General features: G+C 69.7%; 15 protein-coding genes. 9 read left to right on the top strand and 6 right to left on the bottom strand.

All coding sequences use genetic code 11. The features are described 5' to 3' along the window. The 4 genes from QBJ89_RS14520 to QBJ89_RS14535 all read right to left on the bottom strand — a co-directional run. Nucleotides 1–613: uracil-DNA glycosylase (locus QBJ89_RS14520; protein WP_277981192.1), on the bottom strand; the 613-nt coding region annotated here is incomplete at its 3' end. 1 nt (nt 614) lies between these two features. Continuing rightward, nucleotides 615–917 (bottom strand): alkylphosphonate utilization protein, encoded by a 303-nt coding sequence (locus QBJ89_RS14525; RefSeq protein WP_277981193.1) that lies wholly within the window; start codon nt 915–917, stop codon nt 615–617. Nucleotides 918–1,043: 126 nt separating this feature from the next. Then, nucleotides 1,044–2,615: a bifunctional phosphoribosylaminoimidazolecarboxamide formyltransferase/IMP cyclohydrolase gene (purH, locus tag QBJ89_RS14530; protein ID WP_277981194.1), complete on the bottom strand. Its 1,572-nt coding sequence runs from the start codon at nt 2,613–2,615 to the stop codon at nt 1,044–1,046. Between the two features lie 58 nt (nt 2,616–2,673). Beyond that, complete coding sequence (locus tag QBJ89_RS14535) at nt 2,674–3,615, bottom strand: ABC transporter ATP-binding protein (protein WP_277981195.1); 942 nt, start codon at nt 3,613–3,615, stop codon at nt 2,674–2,676. A 98-nt stretch (nt 3,616–3,713) separates the two neighbouring features. Between QBJ89_RS14535 and QBJ89_RS14540 the strand changes: the two genes are divergently transcribed. Together QBJ89_RS14540 and tldD are read left to right on the top strand one after the other, a co-directional pair. Then, nucleotides 3,714–3,950: a zinc-finger domain-containing protein gene (locus tag QBJ89_RS14540; protein WP_132908859.1), complete on the top strand. Its 237-nt coding sequence runs from the start codon at nt 3,714–3,716 to the stop codon at nt 3,948–3,950. Between the two features lie 43 nt (nt 3,951–3,993). Further along, a complete protein-coding gene (gene tldD, locus QBJ89_RS14545; protein ID WP_277981262.1) occupies nt 3,994–5,409 on the top strand; it encodes a metalloprotease TldD in 1,416 nt (471 codons plus the stop codon). A 16-nt stretch (nt 5,410–5,425) separates the two neighbouring features. Here the strand turns inward: tldD and QBJ89_RS14550 are convergent, their stop codons facing one another. Both QBJ89_RS14550 and QBJ89_RS14555 read right to left on the bottom strand, forming a co-directional pair. Then, complete coding sequence (locus QBJ89_RS14550) at nt 5,426–5,734, bottom strand: CcdB family protein (RefSeq protein ID WP_277981196.1); 309 nt, start codon at nt 5,732–5,734, stop codon at nt 5,426–5,428. Beyond that, a complete protein-coding gene (locus QBJ89_RS14555; protein ID WP_277981197.1) occupies nt 5,734–5,979 on the bottom strand; it encodes a type II toxin-antitoxin system CcdA family antitoxin in 246 nt (81 codons plus the stop codon). The genes QBJ89_RS14550 and QBJ89_RS14555 overlap by 1 nt, the downstream gene beginning before the upstream one ends. Nucleotides 5,980–6,031: 52 nt before the next feature. On the opposite strand from QBJ89_RS14555, the gene QBJ89_RS14560 reads away from it, so the two are divergent. The 7 genes from QBJ89_RS14560 (at nt 6,032) to nadB (ending at nt 12,516) form a co-directional block, all read left to right on the top strand. Beyond that, on the top strand, nt 6,032–6,583 hold the full coding sequence (locus QBJ89_RS14560) for a pyridoxamine 5'-phosphate oxidase family protein (protein ID WP_277981198.1): 552 nt from the start codon (nt 6,032–6,034) through the stop codon (nt 6,581–6,583). Next, a complete protein-coding gene (locus QBJ89_RS14565; protein WP_277981199.1) occupies nt 6,583–6,783 on the top strand; it encodes a DUF2007 domain-containing protein in 201 nt (66 codons plus the stop codon). Before QBJ89_RS14560 ends, QBJ89_RS14565 begins: the two co-directional genes overlap by 1 nt. A 347-nt stretch (nt 6,784–7,130) precedes the next feature. Then, the gene (locus QBJ89_RS14570; protein WP_132908565.1) at nt 7,131–7,469 is read left to right on the top strand and encodes a P-II family nitrogen regulator; all 339 of its coding nucleotides are present in this window, start codon (nt 7,131–7,133) and stop codon (nt 7,467–7,469) included. An 11-nt stretch (nt 7,470–7,480) separates the two neighbouring features. Continuing rightward, complete coding sequence (locus QBJ89_RS14575; RefSeq protein ID WP_277981200.1) at nt 7,481–8,902, top strand: ammonium transporter; 1,422 nt, start codon at nt 7,481–7,483, stop codon at nt 8,900–8,902. A 269-nt stretch (nt 8,903–9,171) separates the two neighbouring features. Continuing rightward, nucleotides 9,172–9,306 carry a hypothetical protein gene (locus tag QBJ89_RS14580; RefSeq protein WP_258046665.1) on the top strand — a complete coding sequence of 45 codons (135 nt, stop codon included), beginning with the start codon at nt 9,172–9,174 and terminating at the stop codon, nt 9,304–9,306. 354 nt (nt 9,307–9,660) lie between these two features. After that, nucleotides 9,661–10,614, top strand: a complete 954-nt coding sequence (locus QBJ89_RS14585; protein WP_277981201.1) for a 3-keto-disaccharide hydrolase — start codon at nt 9,661–9,663, stop codon at nt 10,612–10,614. A gap of 318 nt (nt 10,615–10,932) precedes the next feature. Further along, nucleotides 10,933–12,516, top strand: a complete 1,584-nt coding sequence (gene nadB, locus QBJ89_RS14590; RefSeq protein WP_277981202.1) for an L-aspartate oxidase — start codon at nt 10,933–10,935, stop codon at nt 12,514–12,516. Nucleotides 12,517–12,587: the final 71 nt, after the last annotated feature.

Here is a 12,587-nt window from a genome sequence, read left to right on the forward strand (position 1 = left end):
ACCAGCCCTTGTACGCCGACAGCGGCGAGGGGTGCGGCGCACACAGCACCAAATGGCGCCGCGCCGCATCGACCTCCCGCACCAGCCCCACCTTGGCCTGCGCGTGCGCGCCCCACAGCAGGAACACCACCGGCTCCTGCTTCGCCGCGACCGCGCGGATCACCGCGTCGGTGAACGCCTCCCAGCCGCGCGCGCGGTGCGAGGCGGCGCGGCCGCTCTCCACCGACAGCACCGTGTTGAGCAGCAGCACGCCCTGCCGCGCCCAATGCTCGAGCGAGCCGTCGCGCGGCGGCGCCACGCCGAGGTCGCTCGCCAGCTCCTTGTAGATGTTGACGAGGCTCGGCGGCGGCTTGACCCCCGGGGGCACCGAAAAGGCCAGTCCATGCGCCTGCCCCGGCCCGTGATACGGGTCCTGCCCCAGGATCACGACTCGCACCGCCGACAAAGGCGTCAGCTCCAGCGCGCGAAAGCGTGCCTCGGCGCTCGGGAAGACCGCCTTGCCCGCCGCCGCCTCATCGCGCAGGAACGTCTGGAGCGCCGCCATCGTCGCGCATTCCAGCGCCGCCGCGAGCGGCGCCTCCCAGCTGGGGTCGAGGCGTGGCGGCCAGCTCATCTCAGTGCTTGCGGACGAACTCGGCGCGCAGCACCAACCCCTTGATGCCGTCGAACTTGCAGTCGATCTCCTGCGCGTCGCCGGTCAGCCGGATCGCCTTGATCAGCGTGCCGCGCTTGAGCGTCTGGCCCGCGCCCTTCACGTCGAGGTCCTTGATCAGCGTCACCTGGTCGCCGTCCGCCAGCAGGTTGCCGACCGAGTCGCGCACCTCCACCGTCGCCGCGGCCGCCTGCTTCTCCGCCAGCGCGGCGGCGCTGACCCACTCGCCGCTGTCCTCGTCGTACACGTATTTGTCGTCGCTCATGCTCGGTCCCTCACCCCTTCGTGCTCCTGCCGAAGCAGGAGCCCAGAGCCACAAGCGTCGCGCTCCGCGACACTGGGTTCCTGCGTCCGCAGGAACACGCGCGCGCTAGCACGCGTGGCGCTCCCCTCAGTGACGGAAGTGGCGCATCCCGGTGAACACCATCGCCAGCCCCGCGGCGTCCGCGGCGGCGATCACCTCCTCGTCGCGGATCGAGCCGCCCGGCTGGATCACCGCGGTGGCGCCCGCCTCGACCGCCGCCAGCAGCCCGTCGGCAAAGGGGAAGAAGGCGTCGGATGCAACCGCCGAGCCGATCGTGCGCGGGCTCGCCCAGCCCGCCTTGTCGGCGGCGTCCTTCGCCTTCCACGCCGCGATCCGCGCCGACTCCAGCCGGTTCATCTGCCCCGCACCCACCCCCGCGGTGGCACCGTCCTTGGCATAGACGATCGCGTTGGACTTGACGTGCTTGGCCACCGTCCAGGCGAACAGGCAGTCGGTGAGCTCCTGCTCGCTCGGCTGGCGCTTGGTCACCACCTGGAGGTCGGCGCGCGCCACCGCGCCGCCGTCGCGCGACTGGACCAGCCAGCCACCCGCGATCGACTTGGCGGTGAGCCCGTCGCGGCGCGGGTCAGGCAGAGCGCCGGTGAGCAGCAGCCGCAGGTTCTTCTTGGCGGCGAACAGCGCCAGCGCCTCCTCGTCGGCGTCGGGCGCGACCACCACCTCGGTGAAGATGCCCGTGATCGCCTCGGCGGTGGCGCGGTCGAGCGCGCGGTTGACCGCGATGATGCCGCCGAACGCGCTCACCGTGTCGCAGGCGAAGGCGGCCTGATAGGCCTCGGCCAGCGTCGCGGCGGTGGCGACGCCGCACGGGTTGGCGTGCTTGACGATGACGCAGGTCGGCGCCGCCTCGCGGAACTCGGCGACCAGCTCCAGCGCCGCGTCCGCGTCGTTGTAATTGTTGTAGCTCAGCGCCTTGCCCTGGACCTGCCGGGCCTGGCCGATGCCCGCGACGCCGTCGGACGCGGCGTAGAAGGCGGCCTGCTGGTGCGGGTTCTCGCCGTAGCGCAGCGTCTCGCCGGCGCGGCGCAGGGTCAGCGGCAGCGTGGCGGGGAAGGTCTCGCCCTGGTCGGTCCCTGCGAACCAGCGCGCGATAGCGCCGTCATAGCCGGCGGTGAGCGCATAGGCCTTGGCGGCGAGCCGCTTGCGCTCGGCGAGGTCGGTCTCGCCGCGCGCCACCAGCGCGTAATCAGCCGGGTCGGTGACGATCGCGACATAAGCGTGGTTCTTCGCCGCCGAGCGCACCATCGACGGGCCGCCAATATCGATATTCTCCACCACCTCGTCGCGCGCCGCGCCCTTGGCGACGGTCTGCTCGAACGGGTAGAGGTTGACGACGACGAGGTCGATCGCGGCGATATCATGCTCGCGCATCGACTGGGCGTGCGCTTCGTCGTCGCGCACCGCGAGCAGCCCGCCGTGGACCTTGGGATGGAGCGTCTTGACGCGGCCGTCCATCATCTCGGGGAAGCCGGTCAGGTCGCTGATGTCGCGTACCTCGAGCCCGGCGTCGCGCAGCGCCTTGGCGGTCCCGCCGGTCGAGACCAGCTCCACCCCCTTGTCGGCGAGTGCGATGGCGAGGTCGACGATGCCGCTCTTGTCGGAAACGGACAGGAGCGCGCGGCGGATCGGGATGATGCTCATGCGCGCGCGCTTACGCGGGCGCGCGCGGTGGCTCAAGCGCCTGTGCGGATAGTGGCCGCTAGCGCCCGCTCGCCGCGCGCGTCAGGTTGAGGAACACGTCCTCCAGGTCGGGCTCCTTGGTCGAGACGTCGACGATGCCGTAGCCGTCGGCCTGCACCGCGCCGAGCACCTCGCCCGCGTTCACCCGATCCTTGGCGTAGGTGATCTCGAGCGTGCGCGTGCCCTTCAACGCGATCTTCCCGAAGCAGGCGTTCTCCGGCACCACCGCGACGTCGCGGTCGACGGTGACCGCAACCACCTTCTCCTGTGCCTTGCCGACCAGCTCGGCGGTCGGCTCGTTGGCAATGACCCGGCCGCCGCTGATGATCGCGATGCGATCACACAATTCCTCGGCCTCCTCGAGATAGTGCGTCGTCAGCACCACCGTCACGCCCGCGGCGTTGAGGCCGCGGACATAGGTCCACAATTGCTGGCGCAGCTCGATGTCGACGCCGGCGGTCGGCTCGTCGAGCACCAGCACCGGCGGCGCGTGGACCATCGCCTTGGCCACCATCAGCCGCCGCTTCATGCCGCCCGACAGCGTGCGCGCATAGGCATTGGCCTTGTCCTCGAGATGGACCGCGCGCAGCAGCTCCATCGAGCGCCGCTCCTTCTTGGGCACGCCGTACAGCCCGGCCTGGATCTCAAGCGTCTCGACCGGCGTGAAGAAGGGGTCGAACAGGATCTCCTGGTTGACGATCCCGATCGACGCCTTGGCGTTGCGCGGGTGCGCGTCGATATCGAAGCCCCAGATCTCGGCGCTGCCGCTGGTCTTGTTGACCAGCCCGGCGAGGATGTTGATCAACGTCGACTTGCCCGCGCCGTTGGGGCCGAGCAGCCCGAAGATCGAGCCGCGCGGCACCTCGAAGCTGACTCCGTCGAGCGCGCGCTTGCCCGGCGCGCCGCCGACGCCCGCATAGGTCTTGCACAGGTCACGGATGGCGATCGCGGCGTCGGTCATGCGCGCGGAGGTAGGCGCGCGCGCGGGGCTTGCCAATCCTGCATGGGGCGGACGCGGCGGGATTGTCTCGCCGCGCCGCGCTTGCTAATCGCTCGGCCATGCTGCCGCCGCCCGAACTCGTCCGCGTCTCGCAACCCCGCGTCGCCTGCGACGGCGCGAGCGACATCCCCGGCGGCGCCGCGCTGGGCCACCCGCGCGTGTGGCTCCAGATCGACGAGCACGGCTATGTCGACTGCGGCTATTGCGACCGCCGCTTCGTGCTGATCGGCGGCCCCGCTGATGGCGCCGACCACAGCCAGCTGCCCGATATCGCCGAGGGTGCCAGCCCACAGTGATCGCGCGGTGGCGCGCACGCCCGCGCGCCCCTATCTTGGGGTGATGACCGACCCGCGCTCCTTCCTCTACCGTGACTCGCTCGATCCCGACGCGGCGCGGCGACTCACCGCCGCCGCGCTCGACCGCGCCGACGACGGCGAGCTTTACCTGCAATATCGCCGCGCCGAGGCGTTCGGCTTCGACGATGGCCGGCTCAAGACCGCGAGCTACGACACGCACGCGGGCTTCGGACTGCGCGCCGTCTCGGGCGAGATGACCGCCTTCGCGCATGCCAACGAGCTGAGCGCCGCGGCGATCGAGCGCGCCGCGGCGACGATGCGGCTGATCGATCCCTCGGCGCAGCCGCGCGCGGCCGCGCCGTCGCACACCAACCAGCGCCGCTATACCGACGCCGATCCGCTCGACCTCGTCCCCTTCGCCGACAAGGTCGCGCTGTGCCAGGCGATCGATGCCGCCGCGCGCGCGCGCGACCCGCGCGTGGCGCAGGTCTCGGTCGGGCTGTCCGGGACGTGGAGCGTGATCGAGATCGTCCGCCCGGACGGCTTCGTCGCCACCGACGTGCGCCCGCTGGTGCGGCTCAACGTCTCGATCGTCGCCGAGCAGAACGGCCGTCGCGAGACCGGTAGCTTCGGGCTGGGCGGTCGCTACCTCTACGACTCGCTGTTTGCACCCGAGACCTGGAACCGTGCGATCGACGAGGCGCTGGCGCAGGCTTTGGTCAACCTCGAGTCGGTCGCCGCCCCCGCGGGCGAGATGACGGTGCTGCTCGGCGCCGGCTGGCCCGGCATCCTGCTCCACGAGGCGATCGGCCACGGGCTGGAGGGCGACTTCAACCGCAAGGGCACCAGCGCCTTCTCGGGGCGGATCGGCGAGCGCGTCGCCGCCGCGGGCGTGACGATCGTCGACGACGGGTCGATCAAGGATCGTCGCGGCAGCCTCACCATCGACGACGAGGGCACGCCGACGGCCGAGACGCTGCTGATCGAGGACGGCATCCTGCGCGGCTACATGCAGGACCGGCTCAACGCGCGGCTGATGGGCGTGGCGCCGACCGGCAACGGCCGCCGCGAGAGCTTCGCGCACGCGCCGATGCCGCGCATGACCAATACCTTCATGAAGGCGGGGCAGGACGATCCCGCCGAGCTGCTGTCGCGGGTGAAGCGCGGCATCTTCGCCAAGTCGTTCGGCGGCGGGCAGGTCGACATCGTGTCGGGCAAGTTCGTCTTCTCCTGCACCGAGGCCTATCTCGTCGAGGACGGCAAGATCGGCGCACCGATCAAGGGCGCCACGCTGATCGGCGACGGGCCGAGCGTGCTCACCAAGGTCCAGGGCGTCGGCACCGACTTCGCGCTCGACGAGGGCGTCGGCATGTGCGGCAAGGGCGGGCAGAGCGTTCCCGCGGGCGTCGGCCAGCCGTCGCTGCTGATCGGCGGGCTGACGTTGGGCGGGACGGCGTGAGCGAGGTCGCGCGGCGCTAGAAGCCGGAGATCAGCATATCGAGCGCGGCGCCGATCTCGTAATCGTGCGCCGCCAGTGATGCCCGCCATGTTCGCAGCTCTTTGGCCGGGATGGCGGCGGCGAGATGTGTGAGCATCGTGTAAGAGCGGCCGTCTATCTCGAAGCGGGGGTTGAGCCGGCGATCTGGCCGAGCCCGCGCCGTCTCCCCGCTCACGTCATCGCTGAGCGGGATGACGAAGCGGCTGTTGAGCCCGCTTAGCACGTCGGCTTGGCAATCGACGACGAGCCCGCCGTGTGTCGTCACGTAGACGTCGAACTTGGCCATCAGAACAGGCGATAGCGTTCCAGCGGCAGGCCGTTCTCCTCGACCCACTTGTTGTTGGCCTCAACCCACTCGCGATTGTCTTCACGCCACCGCCGGTTTCGCTCCGCTTGGGCGGCTGCGCGGATCGCGGCCTCGGCCACCTGAGAGAGGTTGATGCCAGCATCGCGGGCCGCGGCAACGACGCCGGTGTCGATCGTCATATTGACCGATCGGCGCTTGCCCGAGGCGATGTGATCATGCTTCATGCGCGGAGATTATGCGCATGCCCACGGCGCGTCAAACCGGAGCCAGTTCGCGATGGCCGAGTTCTTCCCCGCGCTCACCGAGGCGCACCGTGCCTTCGTCGCGCGCCAGCCGGTGTTCTTCGTCGCCACCGCCGCGGCGGGCGCGCGGATCAATCTCAGCCCGAAGGGCATGGACTCGTTCCGCGTGCTCGACGACGCGACCGTCGCCTACCTGGACGTGGCGGGTTCGGGGAACGAGACCAACGCGCACCTGCTCGCCGACGGGCGCATCACGATCATGTTCTGCGCGTTCGACAACCCGGCGCTGATCTTTCGCATCTATGGCCGCGGGCGCGCGGTGCTGCCACAGGACGCCGACTGGGGCGGCCTTGCCGCCCACTTCACGCTGCTGCCCGGGACGCGTCAGATCTTCGTCGTCGCGGTGGAGCAGGTGCAGACCTCGTGCGGCTGGGGCGTGCCGCACATGGCGTTCGAGCAGGAGCGCGCCACGCTGAACACATATCATGCCGCCAACCCCGACTCGGCACGCTTCGCCAAATATGCGGTGCGCACCGCGAGCATCGACGGGCTGCCGGTGCGCAACCCGACCGTGGTGCCCGCCTGATGGCGTTGGTGGAGCTCGGCCGCTACGACCGCAACCTCGCCAACATCCTGGTCGGCCGGCTCGGATCCGAGGGGATCGACGCGCTTGCGTTCGACGGGGGCGCCTCGATTGCGGACGGCAGCTGGCTGCTGATCCCGGTGCGCGTGATGGTCGACGAGGATGATCTCGGGGCGGCGCGCCGGGTGGTGGACGGTGCCTGATTTTTAGGCACGTCTGTGGCAGTGCACAAAAGTTTAACAGTGGTTAACGGTTTATTGACAGCTTCCACCCGAGGCCATCCTCACCTCCTGCTCTCCTGACGATCCTCAACCCGCTCACATCGACATCCCCGCGGAGGCGGGGATCCAGACACGCTGAGGCTGGAGAATAGAGCCGCTACGACGGCGTTTATGGATCCCCGCCTCCGCGGGAATGACGAAGAGCAAGGAACGGGCGCGGCCAACCGCACTGCAGCCGCCTCCACGGACCCCGCTGCCAAAGCACTCGCGTCGCCAACTGGCACGTACCTTGCGAAGCGTCCCCCAGGGTAAACGCGGAAGGGGGCGCGATGAAGCTGGTCATAGCGATCATCAAGCCGTTCAAGCTCGACGAGGTGAGGGAAGCGCTCACCGGCGTCGGCGTGGCGGGGATGACGGTGTCCGAGGTGAAGGGGTTCGGCCGGCAGAAGGGCCAGACCGAGATCTACCGCGGCGCCGAGTACAGCACCAACATGGTGCCCAAGATCAAGATCGAGATCGTCTGCGGCAGCGACATCGCCGATCGCGTGGTCGAGGCGATCCAGGCCGCGGCCAACACCGGGGCGATCGGCGACGGCAAGATCTTCGTGCTCGACGTCGGCCAGGCGGTGCGGATCCGCACCGGCGAGACCGACGACAGCGCGCTGTGAGGGGGGACGGGATGAGACTTTCACGCACAATCGCCGCCGCGGGGGCGGTGGCGACGATCGCGGCGCTGGCCGCCGTGCCCGCGCTGGCGCAGGCCGCCGGGCCGGTGCGCGCGCCCAATGCCGCGCAGATGGCGACGATGGTCAACAAGGGTGACACCACCTGGATGATGATCTCGGCCGTCCTGGTGCTGATGATGTCGGTGCCCGGCCTCGCGCTGTTCTACGGCGGGTTGGTGCGCACCAAGAACATGCTCAGCGTGCTGATGCAGGTGCTGATGATCGTCTGCGTCGCCAGCCTGGTCTGGGTCAGCTGGGGCTACAGCCTCGCCTTCACCGGCGGCAACGCCTTCGTCGGCGGGCTCTCCAAGGCGTTCCTCGCGGGCGTCGGCCCCGGCTCCGCCGCGGCGACCTTCAGCAACAACGTCTATATCCCCGAATATGCCTTCATCTGCTTCCAGATGACCTTCGCCTGCATCACGCCGGCGCTGATCGTCGGCGCCTTCGCCGAGCGGGTGAAGTTCACCCCGCTGCTGATCTTCGTCGTGCTGTGGCTGACGATCGTCTATTTCCCGATGGCGCACATGGTGTGGTACTGGGCCGGCCCGGACTTCCTCGCCGACGCGCCGACCGACGCGGGCCTGCTCTACGGCTGGGGCGCGCTCGACTTCGCGGGCGGCACGGTGGTCCACATCAATGCGGGCATCGCCGGACTGGTCGGCTGCCTCATCATCGGCAAGCGTCACGGCTACAAGAGCGAGCCGATGCCGCCGCACTCGCTGACGATGACGATGATCGGCGCCTCCCTGCTGTGGGTCGGCTGGTTCGGCTTCAACGCGGGTTCGAACCTCGAGGCCAACGGCGCCGCCGCGCTCGCCTTCATCAACACCTTTGTCGCCACCGCGGGGGCCGCGGTCGCCTGGGCGGTGATCGAGCAGGTGGTGCACAAGAAGCCTTCGCTGCTCGGCGGCGTGTCGGGTGCGGTCGCGGGGCTGGTCGCGATCACCCCGGCGGCGGGCTTTGCCGCGCCGATGACCTCGATCCTCCTCGGCATGGTGGCGAGCGTGGTGTGCTTCTTCTTCGTCACCACCGTGAAGAACAAGCTCGGCTATGACGACACGCTCGACGTGTTCGGCATCCACTGCGTCGGCGGGATCATCGGCGCGATCGGGACCGGCATCGTCGCGGCGCCGTCGCTCGGCGGGCAGGGCTGGATCGACTACACCCAATTCCCCTCCGTCGCTGGCAGCTATGACATCGCCGGGCAGGTCTGGACCCAGATCAAGGCCGTGGTGCTCACGCTGGTGCTGTCGGGCGGCGTGTCGGCGGTGCTGTTCCTCGGGCTCAAGGCCACGATGGGGCTGCGTCCCTCGCTCGAGGTCGAGAGCGAAGGGCTCGACATCAACGAGCATGGCGAGCGGGCCTACAATTACTGACGAGATCGCGGGCGGCGCCTCAGGCCGCCGCCCGCCCACGACGTTCCTCCTGCGGACGCTCCTCGGCCCGGTATGGCGACATACCGGGCCTTTTTTTGCGTTCTGAGCAGGCGTGTTCCTGCCGTCGTAGAAGCATGATGAGCATCGCTATGCTGCACCCATGCTGCGCCGCAGGATGGTCAAGGGCGCGTTAAATCGCTATCTACGAAGGCGAGAGCCGGGCGACCCCGGGAATCGTGGCCCCGGCTCCGCAGAGGAGAGGATGTGCCATGACGACGATCAAACATGTCGGCGAGCAGGGCGCGGTGGTGGTCGGGGCGGCGGCCGCCTTCACCGCCGCCGTCTATCTCGCGCAATTCGCCGCCGACGCGGTAGTGTTCCTGGGCGAGTGGGTGTTGCGCTGAGGGTCGAAACGGTTGATCGTCGCGAGCCATCGAGGCTTCGCTGACGGCGTCGCGGACGGCTGTGGTGCTGCCCCACCTTCCCTTCGACCTTCATCGCCCGCACCTTCCACTTTCGTCATCCCCGTGGAGGCGGGGATCCAGACGCGCAGGTCCTGCCAGAAGTCGAGACGTCAGCGTGGAGGGATCCCCGCCTTCGCGGGGATGACCAGTGGGGGAGGCGGCCCGACCCGCTCGGCGTCGCCACCAGGGCCTTCAAAGCCCACCCCCTTCCGGGAACGTTCCCACGGCCCATTGTTCTCGCGGCGTGCGCCTGCGATATCTCCGGGCAAACGACGCCACGGGAGGGAAAACAGCGTGCGACCGATCTTGATAGGCCTCGCCGCCGCGGCGCTGTCCGCTCCCGCCACCGCGCAGGCGCCCGCCACCCCCGAACAGCTGGCGCAGGCGCGGGCGATCGTCGGCGACACCGCCGCGCGCCCGCAGACGCTCGTCCTCGCCGACGTGCCCCGCGCCACGGGCAAAGCGCGCGCGCTGCTCAACGGTCGCGACCTCGCCGGCTGGCACCCGTGGCTGGGCTACCCCGACCCGTCGGTGACCTATCGCGATCAGCCCGGTGCCGCGCCGATCGGCACGACGCGCGCCACCGCGGGCGACTTCGCCGTCCGCCAGATCGACGGCCGCCCCGCGCTCTGGGTCAAGGGCGAGACCTGGGGCGCGCTGGTCCACGAAGCCGACCTGCGCGACTATCACCTGCGGCTACACTATCGCTGGGGCGCCAAACGCTGGGCGCCGCGGCTCGGCCAGCCGCCCAACAATGGGCTGCTCTACCACACCCATGGCGCGCCGGGCGCGGTGTTCGGCACGTGGCAGCCCTCGGTCGAGTTCGAGATCATGCAGGGCTCGACCGGCATGGCGGTGGCGGTGGGGCGCGACGTGCGCCTGCGCACCACCGCCGCACTCGACCCGTCGCTCGTCTCGCCGCCGGTGCGTTATCGCCAGGGCGCGCGGCCGGTGGAGATCGTCAACGGCACGCTGATCTGGAACGTCGAGAACGCGCGCGACGCGGAAAAGCCCGCGGGCCAGTGGAACACGCTCGACCTCTACGTGCTCGGCGACCGCGCGGTCCACGTCGTCAACGGCGTGCCGGTGATGGTGGTGGACGGACTGGCAACGGTCGATGCCGCGGGGAAGCGGACGCCGCTGACGCACGGGAGCGTCCAGCTCCAGTCGGAGGGCGCCGAGACCTGGTTCCGCGACATCACGGTCGAACCGATCGACCGGTTGCCGAAGGTCGTCGTGAAGGAGTGAGGGAAAGATCCTCCCCGCTCAGCGAAGAGGGGGACCACGACGCGTAACGTCGTGGTGGAGCGGGCTCTCCTAATAGCACAGCGCCTTTGGAAGCCCCTTCCACCACCACGCTGCGCGCGGAAGTCCCCGTCGCCGTGCCGGAGAGGAGTGAAGCAGCAACTCGCGCTGTCCTAAGCGCCCGCAGCTGTGCCACAGGGAAGACATGTCCGTCGACCATCCCGATCGCCTCGAGGGCCTTCTGCGCCAGCAACTCAACGTCCGAAATTGGCCCAACACGCGCCAGCGACTCAACATTCGCAACATTCGCGGGCTAAGCGCATGACACAGAGCGATGTCCTGATCGTCGGCTCGGGCGCGGCCGGGCTCACCGCGGCGCTCAACCTGGCCGATCGCTTCACGGTCACCGTTCTCGCCAAGGGCGCGCTCAACGAGGGCAGCACCGCTTGGGCGCAGGGCGGGATCGCGGCGGTGCTCGAGCCCGGCGACACGTTCGAACACCATGTCGAGGACACGATGGTCGCCGGCGCGGGGCTCAACGACCGCGCCATCGTCGAGTTCGTGGTCGAGCGCGCGCCCGCGGCGATCGCGCGGCTGCGCGCGCTCGGCGTGCCGTTCGCCGAGGAGGGCGGCGCGCTCCACCTCACGCGCGAGGGCGGGCATTCGCACCGCCGCATCGTCCACGTCGCCGACGCGACCGGATGGGCGGTGCAGGAGGCGCTGCAGCGCGCCGCCGAAGCGCATCCCAATGTCACGCTCGTCCCCGACCAGGTCGCGATCGACCTTGCCACCAGCCGCCACGAGGAACGCTACTCGGGCGCAGGCAACGTCTGGGGCGTCTACGCGATCGACCGGCGCACCGGCGCGGTCGAGGTGCACACCGCGCGCGCGACGATCCTGGCCACCGGCGGGGCGGGGCGGACCTATCTCTTCTCGACCGCGCCGCGCGGCGCCACCGGGGACGGGATCGCGATGGCGTGGCGCGCGGGTGCGCGCGTCGCCAACATGGAGTTCATGCAGTTCCACCCGACCTGCCTGTACCATCTCGAGGTCAAGAACTTCCTGATCACCGAGGCGGTGCGCGGCGAGGGCGGGCATCTGATCAACCCCACCACCGGGCGGCGCTTCATGCCGTGGTACGACGACCGGCTCGAGCTCGCCCCGCGCGACGTCGTGGCGCGCGCGATCGACGCCGAGATCAAGCGCTACGGCCTCGACTTCGTCCATCTCGACATCAGCCACATGCCCGCCGAGTTCGTGCGCGCGCATTTCCCCAACATCCATGAGAAGCTGCTCGGGCTGGGAATCGACATGACCACGCAGCCGATCCCGGTGGTGCCGGCGCAGCATTATACCTGTGGCGGGATCGTGGTGGACCGCGACGGCCGCACCGACCTGCCCGGCCTCTACGCCGCGGGCGAGTGCACCCAATCGGGGCTGCACGGCGCCAACCGGCTCGCCTCCAACTCCTTGCTCGAATGCTTCGTCTTCGGCGAAGCGGCGGCGCAGCACATCGCGCAGCATTGGGACGCGCTGCCGCCGGCCCCTGCGGTCCGCGCCTGGGACGAGAGCCGCGTTACCGACTCCGACGAGGAGGTGGTGATCAAGCAGAACTGGACCGAAATCCGTCGCTTCATGTGGAATTACGTCGGCATCGTCCGCACCACCAAGCGGCTGGAGCGTGCGCAGCACCGCATCGACCTGCTGCGCAGCGAGGTGGAGGATTATTACGGCCACTTCCGCGTCACCCCCGACCTGATCGAGCTGCGCAACCTGCTCCAGGTGGCCGAGCTGATCGTCCGCTCGGCGCTCCACCGCCACGAGAGCCGCGGGCTGCACTTCACGCTCGACTGGCCCGAGACGCTCGCTGACGCGGCGGACACGGTGCTGGTGCCGCGGGCCTGACGCGTGACGGACGAGCGCCCCACCGTTCGTCGCGCCGGCGGTGGTGATCGTCGCAGCGGCGAGTCGCAGCG

Source organism: Sphingomonas phyllosphaerae, assembly GCF_029623345.1.
GTDB classification, from domain to species: Bacteria; Pseudomonadota; Alphaproteobacteria; order Sphingomonadales; family Sphingomonadaceae; genus Sphingomonas; species Sphingomonas phyllosphaerae_C.

Excerpts from the sequence above, each read along its gene's own strand:
- QBJ89_RS14525 (WP_277981193.1), bottom strand. The coding sequence starts at position 917 with ATGAGCGACGACAAATACGTGTACGACGAGGACAGCGGCGAGTGGGTC.
- purH (WP_277981194.1), bottom strand. The coding sequence starts at position 2,615 with ATGAGCATCATCCCGATCCGCCGCGCGCTCCTGTCCGTTTCCGACAAG.
- QBJ89_RS14535 (WP_277981195.1), bottom strand. The coding sequence starts at position 3,615 with ATGACCGACGCCGCGATCGCCATCCGTGACCTGTGCAAGACCTATGCG.
- QBJ89_RS14540 (WP_132908859.1), top strand. The coding sequence starts at position 3,714 with ATGCTGCCGCCGCCCGAACTCGTCCGCGTCTCGCAACCCCGCGTCGCC.
- tldD (WP_277981262.1), top strand. The coding sequence starts at position 3,994 with ATGACCGACCCGCGCTCCTTCCTCTACCGTGACTCGCTCGATCCCGAC.
- QBJ89_RS14550 (WP_277981196.1), bottom strand. The coding sequence starts at position 5,734 with ATGGCCAAGTTCGACGTCTACGTGACGACACACGGCGGGCTCGTCGTC.
- QBJ89_RS14555 (WP_277981197.1), bottom strand. The coding sequence starts at position 5,979 with ATGAAGCATGATCACATCGCCTCGGGCAAGCGCCGATCGGTCAATATG.
- QBJ89_RS14560 (WP_277981198.1), top strand. The coding sequence starts at position 6,032 with ATGGCCGAGTTCTTCCCCGCGCTCACCGAGGCGCACCGTGCCTTCGTC.
- QBJ89_RS14565 (WP_277981199.1), top strand. The coding sequence starts at position 6,583 with ATGGCGTTGGTGGAGCTCGGCCGCTACGACCGCAACCTCGCCAACATC.
- QBJ89_RS14570 (WP_132908565.1), top strand. The coding sequence starts at position 7,131 with ATGAAGCTGGTCATAGCGATCATCAAGCCGTTCAAGCTCGACGAGGTG.
- QBJ89_RS14575 (WP_277981200.1), top strand. The coding sequence starts at position 7,481 with ATGAGACTTTCACGCACAATCGCCGCCGCGGGGGCGGTGGCGACGATC.
- QBJ89_RS14580 (WP_258046665.1), top strand. The coding sequence starts at position 9,172 with ATGACGACGATCAAACATGTCGGCGAGCAGGGCGCGGTGGTGGTCGGG.
- nadB (WP_277981202.1), top strand. The coding sequence starts at position 10,933 with ATGACACAGAGCGATGTCCTGATCGTCGGCTCGGGCGCGGCCGGGCTC.